The organism is Staphylococcus condimenti, from assembly GCF_001618885.1.
In the GTDB taxonomy this organism is placed as follows: Bacteria; Bacillota; Bacilli; order Staphylococcales; family Staphylococcaceae; genus Staphylococcus; species Staphylococcus condimenti.
On record NZ_CP015114.1, the window covers coordinates 2605228 to 2629240 of the forward strand.

Below are 24013 nucleotides of genomic sequence, written 5' to 3' on the forward strand. Positions count from 1 at the left end.
CGATTCTCATGGTCTAATTCACATGAAAATCGAGTTGCTTTTATAATTTACTTTGAAAAACCAAAGAATGATGAGATAGAAGAGATAATATTATTTGCAACTTTTGCTGTTTGAACAGCGACTTCAACTTTTTTAGGATTTTCTTTGTAGAATTGGTATAAAGATGATGCTGTTTGATACGTATTGTAATAACTGTTATAAGTATTTTGGATTGTTGTGAAAGCATTCGCAGTTCCGACACTTAAATAAGTAAACGGATACTTAATATAATCGTAAGTAGTTGATTTATCAGTCAATGTAGGATAAGTAGCTAATGCTTGATTCGTAGATTTTAAATTCTGAGTACCGATTAATGTATTAACAACTTTATCAATAATATTTTGATTATTAGAATATAAAGTATAGAAACTTTTAGCTGTTGTATATTTGTTCACTAAACTATTATAGAATCCTGAAACTGAATTATAAGCGCTATTATAGTAGTTTTTAACTGAGTTATAGTATTGAGTTGTTGTTGTTGTAAAGCATTGAGAAATTCTTTCCCATGTATTTGGTTGAGTATTTTTTGTTTCTGGAAGAGCTTCAGGAACTTCTTTTCCTCCAACAGTATCTTCAATACCAGGATTTTCGAATAGAGGTACTGTTGTCATTGGCGGTGCAGGAACATTTTCAGTATCTACTTTAGGTGGTTTCACATTTTCTTCTTTTTTAGCAGTGTCTGTTGATTCTTCTTTTTTAGCAGTGTCTGTTGATTCTTCTTTTTTTGTAGAGTTTGCTAATTCTTCTTTTGTATTAGAGTCTTTTTTAGAAACATCAGGTTTTTCTGTTTTTTGAGTTGAATCTTCTGAATCATCACCAACAGTATCTTCAATGCCAGGGTTGTCAAATAAAGGAACTGTGATCATAGGTGGTTCAGGTACGTTTTCAGTATCTAATTTAGGTGACTGTTCATTTTTTTCTTCTTTTGGTAATTCAGGTTTAGCAATATTATTTAGATTTTGTTGTTTCAATGATTTTGTGAAAATATTTTGAGCACGCTCTGGATGTTCTTTTAATTCTTCGATTAATACATCTTTTTGTTCATTTGTTAAATGCTCATTATGATAAATATTTACAAATGCATTTTGTTGACCGTCATGTACTTCAGTACTGTTACGGTTTTCTTTAATTGCTGAAGCAAATGCTTCTTGGCTTGCTTGCGGGTTTACTTTGATAGTTTCGATATAATCGTTTTTACGTTGTTCTGTAAGATTATCCATTTTTAATAATTCATAAAACGCTTGTTGTTGACCAGTAACGCCTGTTTCTGGGTTAACAAGAGTGTAATCTTTATCGAATGCTTGATCTGCATTATCATTTTTTTCGGCAGCTTGTGCTGCATTTCCACATGCAAGTAGGGCGGCTAAAGTAGCGCTTGCAATTCCTATTTTAATTAAACTGATTCTGTGCTGTTTCTTATTCAATTTTATTCCTTCTCTCTGTTTAATAGATATCTTGTACTATAATAATTTTATAATGATTTTGATGATAAACCTATTAACAGAATATTAATTATTATTAATAAAAAAAGTACTGGCCCACATTATAGCGGCCCAGTACCTTTTTGAGAAATTAAGCTTTTAAATCTTCAATACCTTTAGCAATTGAATCAAATACATGAGGAATATCATCTTTTTCAATACAACTGAATGCTATGCGAATATCTGTATCGTTTAATGCAATCGTACCAATCGAATATTTTTCAATTAAATGCTTGCGCAATGTTTCAGCATTTACACCGTTTACTTGGATTGCCATGAAATAACCAGAATTGAAATCGTATGTTTTCCAGTCATTTTTATATTTTTCGTCATAGACAACAGATTTTGTTACCTCGTAACGTTCTTTTAATGTATCAATGTGTCTTTGGACATCTTTTTCAAATTGTTCACGATGTTCAGGTTGCAATACATATTTTACAGCACTTTGAGAAGGCATTGGACCGCTAGAAATATTACTACGAATCAATCCTTTAACTTTAGCTTCAAGTACTGCTTTTGTCATTTCATCTTGAATACCAAAAGTGATAAATCCAACACGTAAGCCCCATGCAAAGAATTCTTTAGTCGCACCATCGAGTCTTACAGGTAAGATATTTGGTGAATCTATTTGTGTTAAAGCTGAGAAAATAGATTGTGTATAAACATCTTCATAGAACAGACCGAAGTATGCATCATCAATAATCGCAATTACTTTTGTTCCTCGATCTGCAAGGTCCTTAATTGCTTTTGAAATTGACTCTACTTCACTTGCTGTTGGTGTATAACCAGTGGGGTTATTTGGATAATTCAATAATAATATCACTTTATCTTTATTATAATTTTCAAGTGCACTTACGAACCCATCAGTTGTATAATGATTATCTTCATCAAAGATTGAATATGTTTGTAATTCTGCACCATGACGAGTGTTAAAAATTAGTTTGTAGTTACCCCAATTTTGTTTTGGAAGTAAAACAGTATCTCCAGAATTAACAAATAAGTCTGCTAACAATGATAAGCCGTGTGTTAACGCATTTGTTACGATAGGGCGAGAAATCTGTTTTTGAGTTAAATCAGTATTTTCTTGGAGAATTTTTTCTTCCCAAAGTCCACGTAACTCTTCAATACCTTGAGGCGGAGCATATGGGAAAATTTCTTCAGGGTCAAGATGTTGGTATAGATCAAAGGTTGTTTGTGAATATAATTTTCCACTGTCATCAGTGGCCATACCGATAGTTGCGTTATACTTAGTTGATTTGGCTTCTGCTGATTGGGATAAGATTCCTTTTGGATAAAACATGTGTTTACCTAAATCAGAAAGCATATCCAATATGACAGGATTTGATTGAGTTAATTGCTCGTTTAAATCTAGCGCTAATGGGTTCATAATTAATTCAGCCTCACTTTTTTAAGTCTTCATTTATTACTATCTTATCTTGAATACGTTGAAATATAAAGCATAGTTATAGAATTTTCTACCAAATTGACAGATTTTTTCACAAAAAAAGAAATGAAAAAGCTTTCATATCTCATAAGGATTATGAATAAATTCATGATGTTTGTTATAATCAATTTGTTTGAGGTGAAAATAATGAAACATTTAACAAAAATATTTGTGGTAATTGCCATACTTTCTTTTTTAGTAAGTGTTTATTTCCAAACCACTCATCAAGAAAGTTCGGGCATAAAACTAATGTTAGCTGCAATTATGTTTATGATATGTGCTTTTATAAGCCGAAATAATGATCGGCGAAAAAAAGAAAGAGATATACAAAATAAAAAGAAGTAACTGCATTTATGACAATAAGTGCAGTTTTTTAATGTCTATGTATATACACAATATATACACTTAAGATATTTTTTAATGAGGAAATCGCAAAAATCGTCTAAAATATCTAGACATAGTATATATATGTGTGTATACTGTGTATATACAGTTAGGGAGGAAATTAAATGAAAATACTGCTTAAAAATAATAGTGAATATCCGATTTATGAACAAATCAAGCAGCAAATTAAAGAAAATATCCTCAAAGGGTATATTTCTCCCGGGGAACATCTGCCATCTATGAGAGAACTTGCAAAAGATTTACGTGTCAGCTTGATCACAACTAAACGTGCTTACGAAGACTTAGAAAAGGATGGATTTGTTACCACAGTCAGAGGAAGAGGTACTTTTGTTAAGGAACAAGATAATGCAATTTTGAAAGAAAAACAATTTATAGTTATTGAAGACTTAACAAAATCGATTGTGAAAGAAGCAAAAACTATTGGAATGTCTCTTGAGGAGCTGACCGAAATCGTAACATTAATCTATGAGGAGGAAAGTGAATGAATCAAAATGCCATTGGTGTTAAACAACTTAATTATAAAACCAACAACTTTGAACTCAATGATATTACATTTCACGTTCCGAAAGGTTATGTTACTGGATTTATCGGTTCAAATGGTGCCGGGAAAACTACACTCATTCGCTTGATAATGAATTTAATCCAACCTGATTCAGGCCACATAGAAATGTTGGGATTTGGAATGCCGAATTTTGAAGGTGAAATCAAAGAGAAAATTGGATTTATATACTCGGAATTATATCTCAATGATAAATGGACAATTAAAAAATGCGAGCAATATATTAGTCCCATGTATGAAGAGTGGGATAAGTCGTTATTTAATCACTACATCCAAAAGTTTGGTTTGCCATTGAATAAAAAAATCAAAACTTTTTCAACAGGCATGAAAATGAAGTTATCTTTTGCCATTGCATTCAGTCATCATGCAGAGCTATACATCTTAGATGAACCAACCTCAGGATTAGACCCTGTAGCACGAAATGAGGTTCTGGAAATTATTCAACAAGAATTGATTGATGAAAATAAATCTGTTTTCTTTTCAACACATATTATTTCAGATATTGAAAAAATTGCTGATCATCTTGTTTATTTGAAAGATGGACAAATTATTTTCGATGAACAAAAGCATATTTTGTTGAAAGAGTATCAAATGATTCGAGGCAATACGGCTGATTTAGATGAGGAACTGAAGAGTTATATTATTAACTTTAAAATAAAACAAACTGGTTTTGAAGGATTGACTAAAGAAGCGAATGCTTTTAAAGAACTATTTGGTGATCGCGTTGTCATTACCCAACCTAGTATTGAAGAGTTGATGGTCAATATTGAACAAGGCCTTTTAAGCTCAGATAAGTTAGGTGATGCACTATGAAGCAATTAATAATTAGAAATTTGAAGCTGCGGAAAACATCTTTAATCTATTATGCAATATTGCTTGTTACTGCACCTTTTTTTCACCTATATGTCGATAAAAACGATGTGTGGGGCGGCTTTTTCTTTGCTATCTTTTCTATGTTGATAATGTTTATTACGTTATTTGATTGTGGAAATGCATTCAGATTGCAATTTAAATTAGGTGGAAATAAAGCTTATTACTTCAACCATAGTTTACCTTTTTCCGCTAAAGAACAATTGAATGCGCATTATTTAACTACAATTATCATGTCTATAGCAGGAACATTTGTATTAATAGCATATTATAATGTGCCGTCCAATGCTCAAATAAATGGAATTGAACTTGCTACACCTCTATTTTTTATAGCGGTAAACTTCATCGGTCATGCGCTCGCTTTTCCGAAGTATTCTGAAGTGAGAAAAGACTATATTCCATATTGGGCTTTCATAATTTTTATGAATTTTATTCTCCCAATTATTCTTGTCGTACTACTGTTTGTTATAGCTTTTCTTTTTTATGGATTTGAAAATGTTACTGATAATATGGTTGATCAGTATGTCAATATAATTGGAGTAATTTTCTTTGTGTTGAGTGTTGCGTTGTTTGGTTTGACATACTTTAAACAACTGAAAAAAATCAATGAAGCAGAACAAAAGTATTAAAGGAGGTATTTTTTAATGAAACTTGAACATATTACGAAACAATATGGTGATAATAAAGTTTTAGATAATATCGATTTTGATTTTGATCAAAGCCGTATTGTCGGATTGATTGGTAAAAATGGTGTAGGTAAAACGACTTTGATGAAAATAATGAACGGCAATATTATTAACTATAAAGGTAAAGTTGATATAAAACCTGAAGAACGAATCGGTTATTTAATTGAGCATCCTAAATTATATGACAATAAAACAGGTTTATATAACCTGAAAATTTTTGCGCAAGTTTTAGGGAACGGCTTTGATAAGGCGTATGCGCAAAAAATTATTGATGCTTTTGGAATGGCGCCTTACATTAAAAAGAAAGTTAAAAAATACTCTATGGGTATGAAACAAAAATTAGCAATAGCAGTTTCATTAATGAATAAACCTAAGTATTTAATTTTAGATGAGCCTACAAATGGTATGGACCCAGATGGTTCAATCGACGTCTTAGAAACAATTCAAAAATTAGTTAATGATTTGGATATGCATATTTTAATATCCAGTCATAAATTAGAAGATATCGAATTGATTTGTGATAGAGCTGTCTTCTTAAGTGATGCACACTTTGTTCAAGATGTAGATATGTCGAAAGGGACACCTCAAGATACAACTGTTTTAATGTTAGGCAAGGATCTAACAGACGAGCAATTTAAACAGGTGTTAGACTATCTGACAGTACATTATAAAATTTTGCAAAGTCATAAAGAGTCAGGAGAAATTTCTCTTAAAGCAATTAGAGATTACAAACCTTTACTCAAAGGCTTAGCAGGTTTAGAAGTATTTCCTGAATATATCGAAACACGTAAAACTTCTTTACGTGATACTTACTTTAATATTAATCAAAGAGGTGAGCATAAGTGAATATCTTCCAACTTGTAAAACATGACATCATCAGCATTGTAAAAAGTCCATTAACATATTTAGCACTTATATTAACTTTCATACCACTTATTGGCGTAACTGCTTTAATTAATCAGCAAATGCATAAAGTAGATGCTAATACAATTATGTCAGCAGGCAGTTGGTTCTTTTCCATAGTGGGTTTACTTTTTGTGATTAAAACAATTACAAGAGATATTGGTCAAGGAACGATTCAACTATATTTAAATAAAGTCAGCAATCGAATTAAATACTTTATTGCGAAAGTAATTTCTATTATTTTTATCACACTTTTAATGACTGGTATTTTAGATTTATTTGTATTTATTGTACAGAGTGCAACAAAAGGGCCGGCACTGAAAGATGAAAAGTATATTCAAATCTTATGGTTCTATTTGATTTTCTTCTTATTCTTTGGTCTGCTATTATTTTTAATTGCACTAATCGCACCTAAGCCTGCATTGATATATGCATTAGGCATTTTCTTAATACTTATTGTGCCATTTGCAGAACCATTCTTACCAATGATTCCTAAAATTGGAGATGATATTCATAAATCATTAAAATATATTCCATTTAGTTATTTAACAAGTAAGACAACATCGGGTAGTTATACATTTTCAAACTGGCAATGGTTCATATCTTCAGCTTCAATCGTTGTACTATTTATAGCAAACGCGCTTTATATTACACGTAAAGATATTTAATACAAAAGCCGGAATGATGGTTTAGCAACCAAAATTCCGGCTTTAAATTTTAAATATTGTTGTTTAGGGATTAAGTAATTTATCTACAATTGAATCATAAACATCTTTCCAAAGATTAGAATCTGTTTTGAAGCGATTAGAGATAACTTTGTGTACTTGTTGTGCTTTTTCATCATATGATGGATCATCTTTGTCAGGTAAATAATCAGAACGTGTTTTTTCCACGAACTTTTGGGCAGATTTTGCACGTGGTCCCCATACGTTTTCCTGTTCAAATTTATCATTAAGAAAAACAAAGATAGGTATAGATCGCGCTTTACCATTTGTTAAATATTGGTCAATCAAATCAGTGTCTTGATCTCGATGGAAAACGTGAACTTCTAAATTTAAAAGTTCACTGATATGTTTCAGAATAGCAATGTTCATCATGGCATCCCCACACCAATCTTCTGAAATTACAAGTACTTTGCTATAATCTTTTTGTTTAATTTTATTTATACGTTCATCATTTTGAGGTACAGTGAAGTCATTATAAATATTAAGTAACCCTTCTTTGTTTTCACTCATTTGATCAATGTACGTATTCAAATCTTGGCTATTCTTATAATATGTTTCTAAGTTTGCCATGCACATAACCCCCTTTGTATATTGTAAATATTATAGCAATTTTTGAAAGAGATTAAAAAGAAAAAGTTTAGAAAATTCAAATATCTGTATTTTATTCACAAACAAGTGATTATTTATTGAAAAAATACTTATTTATAGGGAATATGACGTGCAAGACATCGAAAAGTAGTATGATAGATATGAAAAATGACACGACAACAATACATAATGAAGAAAGCGGTGAATTCTATGAGAAATAGACTGGTTGCAATTATTGTTTTCACAATAATGAGTGTAGTAGTTTTAGTGATATCAGGGTATATCAATAATACTAAGTCAGTCGATTTATCAGAACTGAAAATTAATAATATGAAGGTTAACGAAAAATTTAATGAAAAAGGTTTTAAAATAAATCATGAGATTCAAATCGATCGTTATCGATTCTATTACAATGAAAAACATCCCAATTTAATGGTTAAGATAGATAAAAAATCTCATCGAATCAAAGGGATTATGTTAATCAAAGACAGTAAAATAGGAACTAATAAAAATTTCACAGTTGGTGACTCAATTGATGATGCTATTCAAGCGCTGGGGAGTAGCTATCAATTGAGTAAAGGGAAAAATGGCTATAAAACCTTAACTTATTCAGATAAAGGTGACCATCTTAGTTTAAAAATACTCTATCAAGATGATGAGATTCGCCGTATTGAATTCTTTAAATGGTAAACATGTTTTTGAAGGTGGCGCATTTCAATATTTTAAAGCGTCATCTTTTTTAGTGGAGATTTTATTTTTTGAATATGTACTGACTTAATAGTTTTTGCATTTATATAAGGATTAAATATTTTAATATTATTTAGATTTAAAGTATAATTTAAGAAAATCTGGGAGGTGAGCCGAGTGAATAAAATAACATTCTTAAATGATTTAGAGAGCGAGTTAAGATGGTTGCCCAGAAAAGAACAAGATAGAATCATGTTTAAATATGAAGATATATTCTATGAAGGGGAGCGCCAAGGCCGCTCTGAAACAGAAATATTAGAAAGTATGGAACCTCCTAAAAAAATTGCAAAAGAAATTTATGCACAGCATGCAATAGATAATGCAGAAAGTGCTCCGAATGCCCAAAATGTAACGAAAGCTGTATTAGCCACAATCGGAATAGGTTTAATGACATTGATTATTATACTGATTCCATTAATATTTGTGGTTATTATTATGCTAGCAATGCTGCTTACGTCATTAGTTTTAATACTAGCACCGATTATTATGGCACTTGCTAATATATTGGATGGTTTTTCGCACTTCTTATTCAGCGACTTTCTTTTCTCAATCAGTTATACAGGACTCGGTATCATTTTGATTGTTTTAATTTTTAAACTTGCTGAAATTCTGTATAAATTAATCTTGAAATATTTACGATGGAATTTAAATATAATAAAGGGGAGCATACAAGGATGAAAAAATTACTGATAATTGGAATAGTCATGTTTGTTGCTTTCTTTTCACTTGGATCACTTGTTTGGTTTGTGCATGATAAAAGTATCTTGCCTAATGAAGAAGTACATAAAACATTTTCAGATGAAAATGTTCAAGATATTACAGTGAGCGGAAAAAAATCGAATATTAAAGTTGTCCAAGGCAATCAGTTAAAATTAAATTACAATGGTGAGAAGCCGATTAATTATTCAATTCATAATGGTATTTTAAAAATATCAGAAAAACAAAAAAATGATATTGCACCGTCTATTAATCCATTTAAAAAAAATAAGCAGAACATGACAATTGAAGTTCCGAAGAAGAAGTTAAATGATATTAATGTTTCAACAGATGTAGGTGATATTCATTTCGATGGAGTCCATGCTAAGACAGCGACGATTTGGAACAATATTTCTGATGTTAATTTCACTAAAAGTAAAGTTGATAGTGTAGAGATTAAATCTGAATCTTCTCGATTGAGCTTTAATCAAACCAGTTTCGACAATGGTAATATTAAAATTGATAATGGTTCAATAAAAGGAAATAATTCTATCATCAGAGATAGTGTGTTTATCATCGGAAGAGGAAATATTAATTTGAAAAACATGAAAAAAGCATGCGATTTAAAAGCATTTGCAAAAAATGGCAGTATTAATTTTGCTTATAAAGATAAACCTGAGGATACGTTATTGAAATTAAATCCATCTGATGGTAAAAAAATTGTGAATAACCCTAATTTTGAAGATGAAAAAACGGGTGATGGTAAAAATATTCTTGAATTTTACACCAATCACGGTGATATCGAAATAAACTAGAAAAGAAGAAGCACGTACGATTTTTTTCGTACGTGCTTAAATATTATTTAGAAGCGAATTGTATTTTGGTATCAATATAGCCGTCAAACGATTGTATATCTAGTTCATTGCCGGCTAACCATTTATTAAAATCAATTTGAATCGGTGTACCGTTTTCTCCTAATGCAATCCATGCCTCCATTGTTTCTGGATTATACAAACTTGTATGAATTGTTCCAGACCAGCTACTGAATAATTTACTGTAAATTTCATATTCGGGATTATTAAATAATTCGAATGCTTTTCCTTTATCCATATGAATATCAGTCTGTTTCAAAGTTCGCGCAAGACGTTCTTTTGATTCTTTAGTGTAATTTCTATTTTCATGTGTAAGTAATTTAAAATGATTGGTACATGTACGATCGTATCTTACATTGATATCTCTTGGAGAAACTTCAACAATAGCATGATTTAAATTTCTATCCATCATAATATAACTGAATGAACTGCGGTGTGGAATTTCTGATAATAGTTGAATAGCTTCTTCTGTATTTTTACATAGTTCCAGAATCAATCTCCCAATCATGTAGCACACAAATCCATTAGCAGGTTTTTTGCGGTGCATAAAATTATAACCCATGGCTAGTCCCGCTCCGTTTAAACCATCCATTCTACCTGTAACTCTAGAAGTAGGACCGATTTGTGCATAGCCTCCGTCATTAGGTTGATAAAGCAGATAACGTCCATCATAAGTCGCTGGGTGATAATCATAGTTTCTTACAAGATAATCATTTCCTAAAAAAACAGTACATCCGCTGTCTTTTTTAATAGGCGTAAAGCGATAATGGGCAAAGTTGAATACAATTTGGCGAATTGGCAATTCAAGTACTTCACGCATACCTATTAATTCTTCCCAAATTTGCGGCGCATAGGTTTGAAATATTGAATACGTTTCATTAACGTCAATATCAAAGCGAGGCAGCCGCTTTTTCCATTCTTTTTCTCTATTTTGAAGTAAACGTGTTTGTTTCATCCATTTTCCAGTTTCCACACCTAAATCAAAATGCGATCCTCGAAATGTCATGATATCCGATTGAACTTTCTGCATTGAAATATCTCCTTAATTTTTCGTTTTTACAATTGTCATAGTAATGTAATTTTTTATTAATAGACTTCGGAAATAATTGTGTATTACAATATAATTAGTAAAGAAACAGTGTAAACAATGTCAATGTCACTTGAAACGCGGAGTAAACGTTCAGGGGTGATAGTTATGTTTCAAGATTATTATAACAAAGCATACTCTGCTGTATATAGATGGTGGAGAGGCGTTTAGTCAGTAATCTTACAATCAACGAAATAATTGACTTTCCGTTAGGTAAGTAATTATTTCGTTTTTTACATAATCAAATTATATATTTTACTTAAATTTTTAGTAACCGAAGTGCTTGAATTAAAACATATTGGGGTATATGTTTTAATGATGAATTTAAGTGTGCTATTATTACAATATGCAGGCTATTATTTTTATAGAGGTGAAAGTAAAATGTTAGACTTTATTAAAGGCTTTTTCAAGTTTTTCTTCGGCTTAGCACTTATCGTGTCATTAGTTGTTGGCGTAGGTGTAGCAGTATTTGCTTATGTCTTTAAGAAAGATTTTGAAGACATTGAAAGAAGAACAAAAGAAATCGTTTCAGATATTGAATCTGGAAATGAATAATTGAGAGGTAGCACTTGCTGGTTGATTCAGCAAGTGCTTTTTCTGTATTAAAGACGAATTAAAGAGATTTGAGTAATGTCTAATAAAGAAAGTTTTACATTTCGCTTTGTTTTTAACTCGTTTCCAATTAAAAATTGCTCTAAATAATCAATTTTTTTAGGCAGCATATTCATTATGAGAATTCTTCCTTCTTTAAAATAGCGTACCTGGATAGGGCATCCTTTGTTGAAAGCAATATCAATTTTTTGATTAAGGTCATGAATTTGGTCTTCAGATAATACAGGACGTTCTACTTTTGTTTGATCTGTTACATATTGATGTAAACGTTCAAACTGTTCTGGTAAGGTGGCAAACGGTGCCCATTTTACCATTCCTCTTCCTTGCGGAATATTCGTTTCTAATTGGCTGCGTGGAATTTTTCGATAATCTGTTTCTGAATGTGAGTATTTCAAAGTTATCACCTGCTCATTGTTCAAGTTGATAATTTTATTATACGAACACTTGTTCGTATTTGCAAGTGCGTCTGTGCGTATTTTGAATATAAAGTTGAACAGCCAATATCTAACTATTATCTTTTTGTACAAGAATATCTTACAATGGTTAATAAATAATTAGTAAAAGAGGAGGGCTTAAATTATGACAAAAGCAGGTTATATTGGATCTTATACAAAAAAAGAAGGAAAGGGTATTTATCGTTTCGTATTGGACGAAGCGAAAGCTGCAATTGAAAAAGTAGAAACAGGATTTGAAATTGAAGCATCAACTTATCTAGCAAGAAAAAATCAATTTTTATATGCGATAACAAAAGAGGGAGAACGTTGTGGCATAGCTAGCTTCCGTGTAGAAAATGATGGACAATTAGTTTTGTTGAATAAATGTTTAGATTCTGTTGAAGGCACAGGGTGCTATATTTCAGTATCGGACGATGGAGCTTATTTGTTTGAAGCGGTATATGGTGCAGGAATCATCCGCTTATATGAATTAGATTCATCAACTGGAGAAGTAGTGAGATTGATTGAGGAATTGAAGCATAACTATAAAACCGGACCAAACGAAAGACAGGATCATCCTCATGTACATTATGCGCATCAAACACCTGATAAAAAATTTGTAGCTGCTTGCGACTTGGGAACAGATCGGATTGTTAGTTATTCATTTAATGAAAATGGATACGATGTAGCAGCAGTTTCTGAGTTTAAAGCAGGCTTTGGCCCTCGCCATATTGAATTTAATAATAATGGGAAATATGCCTACGTAGTGCATGAATTAGCCAATAAAGTCAGCGTAACAAAATATGTAAATGGTCATTTTGAAGAGATTGCTAGTTATTCAACAGTACCTAAGGACTTCGAAGGTGAAAGTAAACTAGCAGGTGTACATTTATCACACGACCAACGTTTCCTATATATCAGCAACAGAGGGCATGATAGCATTGCTGTGTTTGCTGTAAATGATAAAGGTGATGAATTAGAGTTTGTAGAAATTGTTCCAAGCGGCGATGAATTTCCACGTGACTTTAACATTACAGAAGATGATAATTATTTAGTTTGTGCACACCAAGAAGGAGATTACAAAGTGACAGTCTTTGAACGTCATCATGAAAGTGGCAAGTTAAGTTTAACAGATGGTCAACATCATGCCGCAGAAGGTGTTTGTGTAATCTTTGATTAATTATAAATTAGATAAAATATCGGTGCTTAAATCGGCATCGATATTTTTTTATGCAAATCAATAACTAATGGTTATTAAAATGATAACCAAAAGTTATGTATACGTTTACAAAAAAGTAGTTAAATATCCAGAAAATTATGATAAACTTAATAAAACAATAACATGTTTATGCAATAGATATATTTATTTTATCTTATCTAAAAACGTAGACAGCTATTGAATTAAAGGGGGGATTGTTATGCTGAAACAACATAACAGTAATTTTTTCATGACAGGCAGTCTGACATTCTTTTCTAATAAAAAGAAAAATAAGCCTTATAATTTAGGACAGTTGATAGGGCTTATCCTCGGTCCTGTTTTATTTGCGTTGATTTTATTATTTGTGCATCCTGAAGGCTTGGGTTACAAAGGGGTATTTGTAATGGCAAGTACAGCTTGGATTGCAGTTTGGTGGATTACAGAAGCCATACCTATCCCAGCAACCAGCTTAATGCCGTTAGTTTTGATGCCGATTGGACATGTTATGGATCCAGCACAAGTTACTTCGGAATACGGTAATGATATTATCTTCTTATTTTTAGGTGGATTTATCTTAGCAATTGCAATGGAAAGATGGAACTTACATACACGGGTAGCTTTAATTATTATTAACAGTATTGGAACAAGTACAGGGAAAATATTACTTGGATTTATGTTAGCAACAGGTGGTTTATCCATGTTTGTTTCAAATACTGCAGCAGTTATGATTATGATTCCGATAGGGTTAGCAATCATAGCAGAAGCAAAAGCATTAAATGAAAAAGAAGCTCATCAGACAAGTTTATCAAAATTTGAACAGTCTTTAGTACTTGCTATTGGGTATGCAGGAACAATTGGTGGTATGGGTACACTCATTGGAACACCGCCATTAATCATTTTAAAGGGTCAATACCACGCTGCTTTTGGACATGAAATTAGTTTTGCAAAATGGATGATTATCGGTATACCGACAGTTATTATCTTATTGTTCTTAACATGGTTATATTTGCGTTTTATCGCATTTAAACAAGAATTGAAATATCTTCCGGGTGGAGATGCTTTAATAAAAACTAAATTAAAAGAATTAGGCAAAATCACTTATGAAGAAAAAGTCGTATTTACAGTATTTACAATGGCCAGTATCCTATGGATTATTCGAGAGTTTGTATTAAAACAATGGGGGCCGACTTCTTTAGTTCAAGATGGAACCATTGCGATGTTTGTATCAATTCTACTCTTTATTATCCCAGCTAAAAATACAAAAGAGCATAAACGTATTATTGATTGGGAAGTTGCGAAAGAATTGCCTTGGGGCGTCTTAATCTTATTTGGAGGCGGTCTAGCGCTTGCAAAAGGGATTTCAGAAAGTGGATTAGCAAAGTGGCTTGGCGAACAACTCGTTGCATTGAATGGTGTGAGTCCGCTTCTCATCGTTATCGTCATCACGATGTTCGTTTTATTCTTAACTGAAGTTACATCTAATACTGCAACAGCAACGATGATTCTGCCGATTTTAGCCACACTCTCAGTTGCTATCGGCGTACATCCACTATTATTGATGGTACCTGCAGCTATGGCTTCCAACTGTGCTTACATGATGCCTGTCGGAACACCGCCAAATGCCATTGTGTTTGGTACAGGCTTGATTTCAATCAAGAAAATGGCCAGTGTCGGATTCTGGGTCAATATGATCAGTGCCATCTTAATTATATTAGTAGTTTACTTCTTAATGCCGTATGCATTAGGTGTTGATATTAGCGAACCATTAAAATTAGTGAAATAAATTAGCAAGCGCCTGTGACGAATCAAGTCACAGACGCTTGTTTTCATTTTAAAATCATCGCCTCATTAGAAATATTTTTTAATTCAATTTGATTTATAGACAATTCAGGTTGGTTCACAATGAGATGATTAATATCTTCCAAATGAATCAAATGTTGTGAATTTCCAAAATAATTATCAGCAATCAGTACATCTTGATGTTGAACGTTTTGATAGTTACGAATGTGTATAGCATCTTTTTTCATGCTACCTTCAAAGCGGTTATTAATAATATTAAGATCAGCGCCGCCTTGAGGACCAGTAACAATTCCTGATAGAACGTCGGCAGTATTCTTATCATCTTTAGTACCAAGAAAGCGAATACCTCCATTACAATCAATAAAATGATTATCCATAATATAAGTGTCTTTATATTTAAGTGGTGTTAACGCATAATCACTTGTTTGATGAAAAGTGTTTTTAGAAATAAAAATATTTGTATAGTATTTATTATTGCGAGAAGCATGTGACCCGACAGCACGATTCCAACTATTAAAACCAGGTGTATCTGATGGGCCGAAATAACATTCAGAAATCGATACATTTCGGGTGATTGTACCATCGCGTGTGCCAAACTTCGGAAAAGCACCAGGTACTTGAATATCCAATTGAATTGCTTCAGAAAAACTGCGATCGCCATTCACATCTAAAAAACCTTCAAAATTGCAGCGTGTAATCACTAATCCATCAACACCGCAAGCATCGATACCATGGCCCCCTACGACATCTTTGATAGTGACATTATATAACAAGATATCTTCTGCATGGCCGATACACATCGCAGTGTTATTATCTGGGATACGTGAACCGTTCATATCAAAAGTGCCGCCGATAATACGGATATGACTGTTAGCCTGGTAATCATGGTATTGTCCATAACGCCATCCGTTTTTCAATAAAGTGTCTTTGCCGTGACGCTGTAAGACTGCATTTTCATTTAAAAATAAAGTCGTTCCTTCAAAAATCGTCAAAGCACGTTTTATATAAAATGTGCCAGCAGGGATATAAATAATACTGCCAGGGTGTTTTTTAGCTAAATTTAAAGCACGTTGCAAGGCTTTTGTGTCTTTATGTTTATGTCTTCCAGTGAGCCCAAAATGAATAGGGTTGATAATCATTTGCTTCCACCCGCTTTCCAAAGATTTCATTTTTAAAATTAGTAAGATATGTAAGCTCGATAATTTGTGTAAAGTAAGTTATTCTAATTATAAACAAGATAGTATTAGTATAAACAAAAATGGGGGTCGTGCATAATGACAAAGCATGCTTTAATTGTTGTGGATTATTCATATGATTTTGTAGCGCCGGATGGTAAATTGACTTGCGGCGAACCTGGACAAGCTATCGATGATTTTATTGCAGAACGCATGGAAACATTTGATGCAAAAGGGGATGAGATTTTTATCATGATGGATTTACATTATGAGAATGACGAAAACCATCCTGAAAGTAAGTTATTCCCGCCGCACAATATTGAAGGCACACCAGGCAGAGAATTATATGGCAAAGTTAAAGATGTTTATGACAAAATTAAAAATCATAATAATGTACATTTCTTAGATAAACGCCGCTATGATTCTTTCTTTGGCACGCCATTAGACAGCTTGCTGCGTGAACGTGATATTAAAGAAATTGAAATAGTAGGAGTATGTACAGATATTTGTGTACTGCATACAGCTGTTTCAGCATATAATAAAGGGTATGATGTTACTATACCTGAAAGTGGTGTAGCATCATTTAATCCAGCAGGTCACGATTTTGCCTTGGAACATTTTAAAAATGTACTAGGTGCAAAGGTAGAATAACTATTTCGACTCGTGATAAAATAGTAGTAATGAAGTATGAATTACAAAATTTAATGACAAGGAGTGTCTCAGGACATGGAAAGTACTTACATTTTCGGGCATAAAAGTCCAGATACTGATGCAATTAACTCAGCGATTATCATGGCTGAATTTGAAAAATTAAATGGTAATGATTCTGCGAAAGCGTATCGTTTAGGGGAAGTGAACCCTGAAACACAATATGCTTTAGATTATTTTAAAGCAGAAGCACCAGAATTATTGACTGAAGATTTAACAGATAAAGATGTTATCTTAGTCGATCACAATGAATTCCAACAAAGCGCAGATACAATTGAAAGCGCGAAGATTCGCCACGTTGTGGATCATCACAGAATTGCTAACTTCCATACTGCAGCACCTTTATACTATCGTGCTGAACCGCTTGGATGTACAGCAACAATTCTTTATAAAATGTTTAAAGAACAAGGATTTGAAATTAAACCGCAAATTGCAGGTTTAATGTTATCAGCAATTATTTCTGATAGTTTATTATTCAAATCACCAACTTGCACTGAACAAGATAAAGCAGCAGCACAAGCTTTAGAAAATATTGCAGGTGTGGATGCACAAGAATATGGTTTAGAAATGTTGAAAGCAGGTGCTTCAACAGTAGATAAATCACCTGTTGAAATTATCAATGCAGATGCAAAAACATTTAATATGGGAGACTATTCTGTAAGAATCGGTCAAGTCAACACTGTAGATGTAAATGAAATTCTTGCACGTCAAGCTGAATTAGAACAAGCGATTACTGAAACATTAAGCGGTGCAGAATATGACATCTTCGTATTGGTTGCAACTGATATCTTGAATAGTGATTCAACAATTCTTGTACTTGGTAAAGACAAAGATAAAATTGCAAAAACATTTGATGTTGAATTAGATAACAACACTGCATTCTTACCAGGTGTTGTATCACGTAAAAAACAAATTGTACCACCAATCACAGCTGCATTATCATAATTTTAAATAGAGATATTTAATTTATAGCAGAAACTCTGTAGCGGAATATTAATAGATTTATAAACCGGAATAAGTTAAGATGATAAGAATGAAGCATTTCCATTCGACGCACTGACTTATTCTGGTTTTTTATTTCTTAAAACCATAAAATCTGAACTATATTAAGATATAAAGAAGAGTTGTAAAGGGTAAAGAGATATTAAACTCATGATGAATGGAAAATGAAGGGAGTATTATAATCATTGAAAACGATTCAAGAACGATTTAATGACTGCCAAGGTTATTATAAAACCCAAATTACAAAAGATATTAAATATCGCAGAAAACAATTAAAAAACTTGAAAAAAGCAATCAATCAACATGAAAAGCAATTACTAGCAGCGTTGCATTTAGATTTAGGAAAAAACAAAGTAGAAGCATATGCTACTGAAATAGGTATGGTATTGAAAAGCATCAGCAATGCTCGAAAAGAAATACATAAATGGACTAAAACGAAACAAGTCAATACACCTTTATATCTCTTCCCGGCAAAAAGCTATATTAAAAAAGAACCGCTTGGGACAGTATTGATAATCGGGCCGTTTAATTATCCTGTACAACTTGTTTTTGAGCCGCTGATCGGAGCGATTGCAGCAGGGAATACAGCTATTGTAAAACCTTCTGAATTAACCCCGAATGTAGCTAATGTTATTTCTAAAATAATTGAGGATGCATTTGAAGAAGCATATATTACAACGGTTGAAGGCGGCGTAGAAGAAACGCAGACGTTATTAGAACAACCATTTGATTATATATTCTTTACAGGCAGTGAAAAAGTAGGAAAGATTGTATATGAAGCGGCAAGCAAACAATTGATACCTGTGACTTTGGAGTTAGGCGGCAAATCTCCTGTTATTATTGATGAAACAGCTAACTTGAAAGTAGCAAGCGAACGTATTGCGATGGGGAAATTTACTAATGCGGGTCAAACATGTGTCGCACCAGATTACATTTTAATTCAAGAGTCAGTGCAAGATGAATTTATCCAGGCATTAAGTAAAACCATTGAAGAATTTTATGGCAGAAATCCAGAAAACAGTCCGGATTTTGGCCGTATTGTGAATCGTAAACATTTTGCGCGCTTGCAGCATTTACTGCAAGATAGCACTGGAGATGTTGTAATCGGTGGAGAGACTAATCCAGAAAGCCGTTATGTGTCACCGACAATTGTAAAAGATGTTAAAACAGAGGATCCGTTGATGCAAGAGGAAATTTTTGGTCCGATATTACCGTTGATGACATATACAGAATTAGATGCGGCCATTGATTTCATTGCAGAGCGTCCTAAACCATTGGCGTTATATTTATTCAGCGAGGATGAAAATTGTACAGATCGCGTGTTGAATGAATTGTCATTCGGCGGTGGTGCTATCAATGATACAATGCTTCAATTAGCAAATCCGAACTTGCCGTTCGGCGGTGTAGGTGCTTCAGGATTTGGTAAATATCATGGTAAATACTCATTCTATACTTTTACACATGAAAAATCTTATATTTATAAAACAACGCGTTTAGAATCAGGTTTGATTTTCCCTCCTTATAAAGGCAAATTCTCTTATGTTAAAAATTTATTTAAATGAATATAATTGAAAGTCCCTATGCAGCACGCAAAATAGTGCAGCACAGGGACTTTCTTTGTTTAATCAGCGAGATAACGACGCAAATGTTGCGCGGTTACAGATTGGTCGACTTCAAGTAATTTATTAGGAAGACCTTCAAATAATAATTTGCCACCTTTGGAACCTGCATAAGGTCCGATGTCAATAATCCAATCCGCTTCAGTCATCATCGTTAAATTATGTTCGATGAGTATGACTGTGTTGTTTTGGGCAATCAAATGGTTAAAACTATCTAATAAAATAGGAATGTCATCTTCATGAAGGCCAGTTGTCGGTTCATCAAAGATGAAGATTTGGTTTTCCACAGAAGCTGATTCTGTTAGATAGCGGCTGAGTTTAACGCGTTGGATTTCACCGCCGGATAGTGTATCTAAGGATTGTCCGAGTGTCATGTAATCTAAGCCTGTAGCTTTGAGTGCTTGAAGCGGTTCGGCAATTTTTGGATTGCTGTTAAAGAATGCGATGGCTTCGTCTACTGTAAGAGATAAGATGTCAGCGATTGAATAACCGTCTACTTTAGCTTCTAGTACTTCTGGACGGTATCTTGTTCCGTTGCAGACATCACATATTTGAGTGAAGTCTGGCATAAAGGCAAGTTCAGTTTTTAATACACCTTTGCCGTGGCATTGAGGACAAGCGCCTTCTGAATTATAGCTGAACATACTTTTTTTCATGCCTGTCTCTTTGCTGAAGAAACTTCTTACATCATCAAAAATATTTAAATAGGTCAATAGATTAGAACGGCTAGAAGCATGTACTGGTTTTTGATTGATAAATGTTACGTTGTCTTGGTGTTCGAAACCAGCACTTATTAATGAACTTTTTCCTGAACCGGCAACACCTGTAACTACTGTCATCGCATTTTTAGGGAGTTCAACTGACACATCTTGAATATTGTTTCTAGAGATGTGCGATAAATGAATTTTATCTTCATTTTGAATAGGGTGCTTTTTCAGATGATGTTTACATCTTAAAGCTTTGCCAGTACTTGTATCAGATGAAAGTAATGCTTCATAAGTACCTTCGAAAGTAATCTCGCCGCCGTTTTTTCCAGCAAATGGTCCTAAATCTACAACATGATCTGCTATTTTAATGACATCTGGATCGTGTTCGACAACGAGTACGGTATTTCCTTTTTCTTTTAAAGAAATAATAATTTCGTTAATGCGTTGAATATCCTCTGGGTGCAAACCGACACTTGGTTCGTCGATAATATAAACTAAATCACTGAGTGGGCTGTTAAGGTGTCGAATTAATTTAATTCTTTGGGATTCACCGCCTGATAAAGTAGGCGTTTCTCTTGAAAGTGATAAATAATTTAAACCGATATAACTCAAAGACTTTAATTGCTGCAGTAAAGGTTCAATTATATATTTTGCTTTCGTTGAATCAATCTGATCTAAAAATGCAATTGCTTCGTCGATAGGCAAGTTAGTAAAATCAGCAATATCTAAACCATTAATTTTACAGCTCAATACCTTTTGGTTTAATCGTTTGCCATGACAAGTAGGACACACTTTAGAAGTTACTACACGATCAATATCACTACGGAATTTATTTTTCTCAAAATTATCATTTAGTAAGAAAGAGCGTCTGAATCGATGAATTAACCCTTCGAATTTAGCAGTGCGTGGCCAATTGCTAGGTGGATTTTTTAATTTAGTCGGTTCAGTATATAAAAATGTATTCATTTCTTCCTCTGTGTAATCTTTTAATTTTTTATCATTATCAAATAATCCTGAATATAAATAGCGTTTACCACGCCAGCTATCTGGTCTAAAAGAAGGGAATTTAATTGCATCTTCATTTAATGATTTATCATAATCAAGCAATTCATTTAAATCGATATCTTCAACATAACCTAAACCAGAACAAGTTTCGCACATGCCTTTCGGATTATTAAAAGAAAAAATATCAGAATAGCCGACAAAAGGTGTTCCGATTCTAGACCATAATAAACGAACAGAAGCATAAATATCAGATATTGTTCCGACTGTAGAGCGCGAGTTGCCGCCTAAGCGCTTTTGATTGATAATCATCGCTACAGGAAGATTTTCAATTAAATCTACATCAGGTTTTTCATATTGTGTAAGTTGATTTTGAATATATGTAGAGTACGTCTCATTTAATAAACGTTCGGACTCTGCTGCTAAAGTGCTGAAAACTAAAGAAGATTTACCAGAACCGGAACGTCCTGTAAATACTGTGATTTCATGTTTAGGAATATCGAGTGAGACATCCTTTAAATTGTTTTGTCTTGCGCCATGTACGCGTATTGTATCCGTTTTAACCATATCATTCACTCCTTATTGAAATTCATACCCTTGAATTTAATTTGCTATGTATATGAAAAAACTTCCTTTCAAAAATGTTCGATTTGGAAGGAAGTTAGATGATTTATGCTTTTTTATTGAAAGAACCAATAAGTTTAACTTGATAATCAAGGGTTTCTAAGATTTTTATCACTTTATTCAACTCATCATTTAAGGATGTGTCTGCTTGTACGAAAAAGTGATACATGCCAAGCTGTGTTTTTAATGGTCGTGATTCAATCCAAGATAAATTAATATTGAAAATAGCAAAGGTATTTAAGATAGTTGCTAATAAACCTGCACGATCTTCTTTAGGTGTAATCAATAACATAGTATCTGTCGCTGTTTCTGACAGTTCTAATTGGCTTCCAATTACTAAAAAGCGTGTGACATTATGCGGAAAATCTTCGATATTTTCTGCTAAAGGCATGTAGGTATGGTTGTCGCTTTCGGTCATACCTAATGGTGCAATAGCACCTGTGTGTTCATCAATATGATCTAAGCTTTGTACAGTACTGTCTGCATAGCCGATTTTAAATTGATGCGTTTTTATAAATTGGCTTGTTTGGCTGATTGCTGGTGCGATTGAATAGACGGTATCTAATTGGCTTAAATCTGTATCTTTTAATCCATATAGTGCAAACTGAATATTTAAATGGATTTCATCTAAGGCATAAATGTTTTGATTGGCAAGTCCATCGGCGATGATATTAATAGTGCCTTCGATTGAATTTTCGATAGGGACTATACCAATACTGCCTGGATGATCTTGAACAGATTGCACCACTTCGTACAGGTTGGTTTTGGGTATATAATCTGCTGTTTCATCACCTAAATATTTTTGTGAAGCAAGGTATGAAAATGTACCTCTTGGACCTAAGTAATATAAATTCATCTGCAATTCCCCTTTGGCGGTATACGTCACTGATCAGTGAAAAGGGCACCCTTGTTTTTCAGCTTTCTTTTTATAGAAAAAGTTTGGTTCTCTCATTTCATTTGAATATCCATGGTGATAATTCGGAACCAAAGTAGGCGAAAGTGATGGGACTAACCATGACCATTTTCCTGTCACTTTTCGATGTGCATGTTCTTCATTGCGTTCAAAGTGTTCAAACTGCTTAGCAGCGGTTAAATGATCAACTATTGAAACGCCGTTCTTTTTAAATGAATGATATACAGCATCGTTCAATTCAACGACGATACGATCTTTATTAAATGAAGTATTTTTAAGTGTATCAAATTCGAACGCATCTGCAACCTTTTCTATTAAATTATAGCGATAACTATCAGTAAAATTACGCACAGCGATTTCATTAACCATGTACCAGCCGTTAAAAGGAACGGTACCATAAGTGATACCTCCGATTTTAAGGTCCATATTAGAAATAATAGGAACTGCATACCACTTAATTCCTAATTCTTTTAATCTAGGATAGTTGCGATGTTCAATAGGGACCTCAAGTACTAATTCTGAAGGTAGTTCATACATACGCATTTGATTTTCATAAGGCAGTTTGTAGATGAGCGGAAGTACATCGAAGTCTGTTCCTTCTCCTTGCCATCCTAAATGCTCAGCGAGCTGTGTAATTTCTTTTTCAGCAGGATCGCCTTTATCTTCATATCCTGCATAGCGGATTAATTGGTTATTATAGATAGTAGGCGGATTGTCTTGAGAAAACACAGTAATATAAGATTTAATTTTTCCGCCATTTGTAGCTTCTTTTAAATGAGTGTTGATAGCATCGATAAATGCTTCATTTGATTCAACATCCCTTGCATCTTGAACGATAAGTGTTTCCCAGAATAATCTTCCAATACATCTGTTAGAATTTCGCCACGCCATGCGTGCACCATACGTTAATTCCTCTGTCGTATGTCGATATGTCCCGCTTTCGTTTATTTCATTTTCAATTTCGTTTAATCGCTTCGTTTTTTCTTCTTGAGAATAGTCTAATTCGTCATACATCGTGTTAATAAATTCTGTCGCTTTTTCTAATAACATTCCGCATTCACCTCATAAACTATTATAGATTTTTTCAACATAAAGCCCTAATAAAACTATATGAATT

24 protein-coding genes are annotated in these 24013 nt (G+C 33.1%); 15 read left to right on the forward strand and 9 right to left on the reverse strand.

Translation table 11 applies throughout. The annotated features are described in order from the left end of the window. Positions 1-47 precede the first annotated feature (47 nt). Positions 48-1463 (reverse strand): B domain-containing protein, encoded by a 1416-nt coding sequence (locus A4G25_RS12515; protein ID WP_047132808.1) that lies wholly within the window; start codon positions 1461-1463, stop codon positions 48-50. Positions 1464-1611: 148 nt separating this feature from the next. After that, positions 1612-2907, reverse strand: coding sequence for an aminotransferase class I/II-fold pyridoxal phosphate-dependent enzyme (locus A4G25_RS12520; protein WP_047132809.1), 1296 nt, complete (start codon positions 2905-2907; stop codon positions 1612-1614). Positions 2908-3111: 204 nt separating this feature from the next. Between A4G25_RS12520 and A4G25_RS12525 the strand changes: the two genes are divergently transcribed. From A4G25_RS12525 to pmtD, 6 genes are all read left to right on the forward strand, one after another. Then, positions 3112-3309 carry an SE1626 family protein gene (locus A4G25_RS12525; protein WP_047132810.1) on the forward strand — a complete coding sequence of 66 codons (198 nt, stop codon included), beginning with the start codon at positions 3112-3114 and terminating at the stop codon, positions 3307-3309. 164 nt (positions 3310-3473) lie between these two features. Next, the gene (gene pmtR, locus A4G25_RS12530; RefSeq protein WP_015900753.1) at positions 3474-3854 is read left to right on the forward strand and encodes a PSM export ABC transporter transcriptional regulator PmtR; all 381 of its coding nucleotides are present in this window, start codon (positions 3474-3476) and stop codon (positions 3852-3854) included. Continuing rightward, positions 3851-4741, forward strand: a complete 891-nt coding sequence (gene pmtA / locus A4G25_RS12535; protein ID WP_047132811.1) for a phenol-soluble modulin export ABC transporter ATP-binding protein PmtA — start codon at positions 3851-3853, stop codon at positions 4739-4741. The genes pmtR and pmtA overlap by 4 nt, the downstream gene beginning before the upstream one ends. After that, a complete protein-coding gene (pmtB, locus tag A4G25_RS12540; protein ID WP_047132812.1) occupies positions 4738-5427 on the forward strand; it encodes a phenol-soluble modulin export ABC transporter permease subunit PmtB in 690 nt (229 codons plus the stop codon). Before pmtA ends, pmtB begins: the two co-directional genes overlap by 4 nt. A 15-nt stretch (positions 5428-5442) precedes the next feature. Next, positions 5443-6330: a phenol-soluble modulin export ABC transporter ATP-binding protein PmtC gene (gene pmtC, locus A4G25_RS12545; RefSeq protein WP_047132813.1), complete on the forward strand. Its 888-nt coding sequence runs from the start codon at positions 5443-5445 to the stop codon at positions 6328-6330. Then, on the forward strand, positions 6327-7055 hold the full coding sequence (gene pmtD, locus A4G25_RS12550) for a phenol-soluble modulin export ABC transporter permease subunit PmtD (protein ID WP_047132814.1): 729 nt from the start codon (positions 6327-6329) through the stop codon (positions 7053-7055). The genes pmtC and pmtD overlap by 4 nt, the downstream gene beginning before the upstream one ends. Positions 7056-7118: 63 nt before the next feature. On the opposite strand, the gene A4G25_RS12555 is transcribed toward pmtD, so the two are convergent. Then, a complete protein-coding gene (locus tag A4G25_RS12555; RefSeq protein ID WP_047132815.1) occupies positions 7119-7682 on the reverse strand; it encodes a thioredoxin family protein in 564 nt (187 codons plus the stop codon). Between the two features lie 186 nt (positions 7683-7868). Between A4G25_RS12555 and A4G25_RS12560 the strand changes: the two genes are divergently transcribed. From A4G25_RS12560 to A4G25_RS12570, 3 genes are all read left to right on the forward strand, one after another. Next, on the forward strand, positions 7869-8390 hold the full coding sequence (locus tag A4G25_RS12560) for a hypothetical protein (protein ID WP_232011954.1): 522 nt from the start codon (positions 7869-7871) through the stop codon (positions 8388-8390). A gap of 174 nt (positions 8391-8564) precedes the next feature. Beyond that, a complete protein-coding gene (locus A4G25_RS12565; protein ID WP_047132817.1) occupies positions 8565-9125 on the forward strand; it encodes an HAAS signaling domain-containing protein in 561 nt (186 codons plus the stop codon). After that, on the forward strand, positions 9122-9958 hold the full coding sequence (locus A4G25_RS12570) for a DUF4097 family beta strand repeat-containing protein (RefSeq protein ID WP_047132818.1): 837 nt from the start codon (positions 9122-9124) through the stop codon (positions 9956-9958). Before A4G25_RS12565 ends, A4G25_RS12570 begins: the two co-directional genes overlap by 4 nt. Positions 9959-10001: 43 nt before the next feature. On the opposite strand, the gene A4G25_RS12575 is transcribed toward A4G25_RS12570, so the two are convergent. Continuing rightward, entirely contained in the window at positions 10002-11045 is a 1044-nt protein-coding gene (locus tag A4G25_RS12575; RefSeq protein ID WP_047132819.1) for a C45 family autoproteolytic acyltransferase/hydrolase, read from the reverse strand. A 438-nt stretch (positions 11046-11483) separates the two neighbouring features. Between A4G25_RS12575 and A4G25_RS12580 the strand changes: the two genes are divergently transcribed. Beyond that, positions 11484-11657: a hypothetical protein gene (locus A4G25_RS12580; protein ID WP_165380052.1), complete on the forward strand. Its 174-nt coding sequence runs from the start codon at positions 11484-11486 to the stop codon at positions 11655-11657. Between the two features lie 47 nt (positions 11658-11704). Here A4G25_RS12580 and A4G25_RS12585 read toward each other — a convergent pair whose 3' ends face one another. Next, positions 11705-12109 carry a YolD-like family protein gene (locus A4G25_RS12585; protein ID WP_082107880.1) on the reverse strand — a complete coding sequence of 135 codons (405 nt, stop codon included), beginning with the start codon at positions 12107-12109 and terminating at the stop codon, positions 11705-11707. A gap of 184 nt (positions 12110-12293) precedes the next feature. Between A4G25_RS12585 and pglS the strand changes: the two genes are divergently transcribed. Then, positions 12294-13328 (forward strand): 6-phosphogluconolactonase, encoded by a 1035-nt coding sequence (pglS, locus tag A4G25_RS12590; protein ID WP_047132822.1) that lies wholly within the window; start codon positions 12294-12296, stop codon positions 13326-13328. 238 nt (positions 13329-13566) lie between these two features. Further along, positions 13567-15129 (forward strand): SLC13 family permease, encoded by a 1563-nt coding sequence (locus tag A4G25_RS12595; RefSeq protein ID WP_047132823.1) that lies wholly within the window; start codon positions 13567-13569, stop codon positions 15127-15129. A gap of 43 nt (positions 15130-15172) precedes the next feature. Here A4G25_RS12595 and A4G25_RS12600 read toward each other — a convergent pair whose 3' ends face one another. Continuing rightward, positions 15173-16285: a glycosyl hydrolase family 28-related protein gene (locus tag A4G25_RS12600; RefSeq protein WP_047132824.1), complete on the reverse strand. Its 1113-nt coding sequence runs from the start codon at positions 16283-16285 to the stop codon at positions 15173-15175. 135 nt (positions 16286-16420) lie between these two features. Between A4G25_RS12600 and A4G25_RS12605 the strand changes: the two genes are divergently transcribed. From A4G25_RS12605 to A4G25_RS12615, 3 genes are all read left to right on the forward strand, one after another. Continuing rightward, complete coding sequence (locus tag A4G25_RS12605; protein WP_047132825.1) at positions 16421-16972, forward strand: cysteine hydrolase family protein; 552 nt, start codon at positions 16421-16423, stop codon at positions 16970-16972. A 75-nt stretch (positions 16973-17047) separates the two neighbouring features. Then, positions 17048-17974 (forward strand): manganese-dependent inorganic pyrophosphatase, encoded by a 927-nt coding sequence (locus A4G25_RS12610; RefSeq protein WP_047132826.1) that lies wholly within the window; start codon positions 17048-17050, stop codon positions 17972-17974. Positions 17975-18216: 242 nt separating this feature from the next. Continuing rightward, positions 18217-19593 carry an aldehyde dehydrogenase gene (locus A4G25_RS12615; RefSeq protein WP_047132827.1) on the forward strand — a complete coding sequence of 459 codons (1377 nt, stop codon included), beginning with the start codon at positions 18217-18219 and terminating at the stop codon, positions 19591-19593. A gap of 59 nt (positions 19594-19652) precedes the next feature. Here the strand turns inward: A4G25_RS12615 and A4G25_RS12620 are convergent, their stop codons facing one another. From A4G25_RS12620 to A4G25_RS12630, 3 genes are all read right to left on the reverse strand, one after another. Further along, positions 19653-21926 carry an ATP-binding cassette domain-containing protein gene (locus tag A4G25_RS12620; protein ID WP_047132828.1) on the reverse strand — a complete coding sequence of 758 codons (2274 nt, stop codon included), beginning with the start codon at positions 21924-21926 and terminating at the stop codon, positions 19653-19655. A 103-nt stretch (positions 21927-22029) separates the two neighbouring features. Next, complete coding sequence (locus A4G25_RS12625) at positions 22030-22839, reverse strand: prephenate dehydratase (RefSeq protein WP_047132829.1); 810 nt, start codon at positions 22837-22839, stop codon at positions 22030-22032. A 33-nt stretch (positions 22840-22872) separates the two neighbouring features. Continuing rightward, entirely contained in the window at positions 22873-23946 is a 1074-nt protein-coding gene (locus A4G25_RS12630; protein ID WP_047132830.1) for a nitric oxide synthase oxygenase, read from the reverse strand. Between the last annotated feature and the right edge of the window lie 67 nt (positions 23947-24013).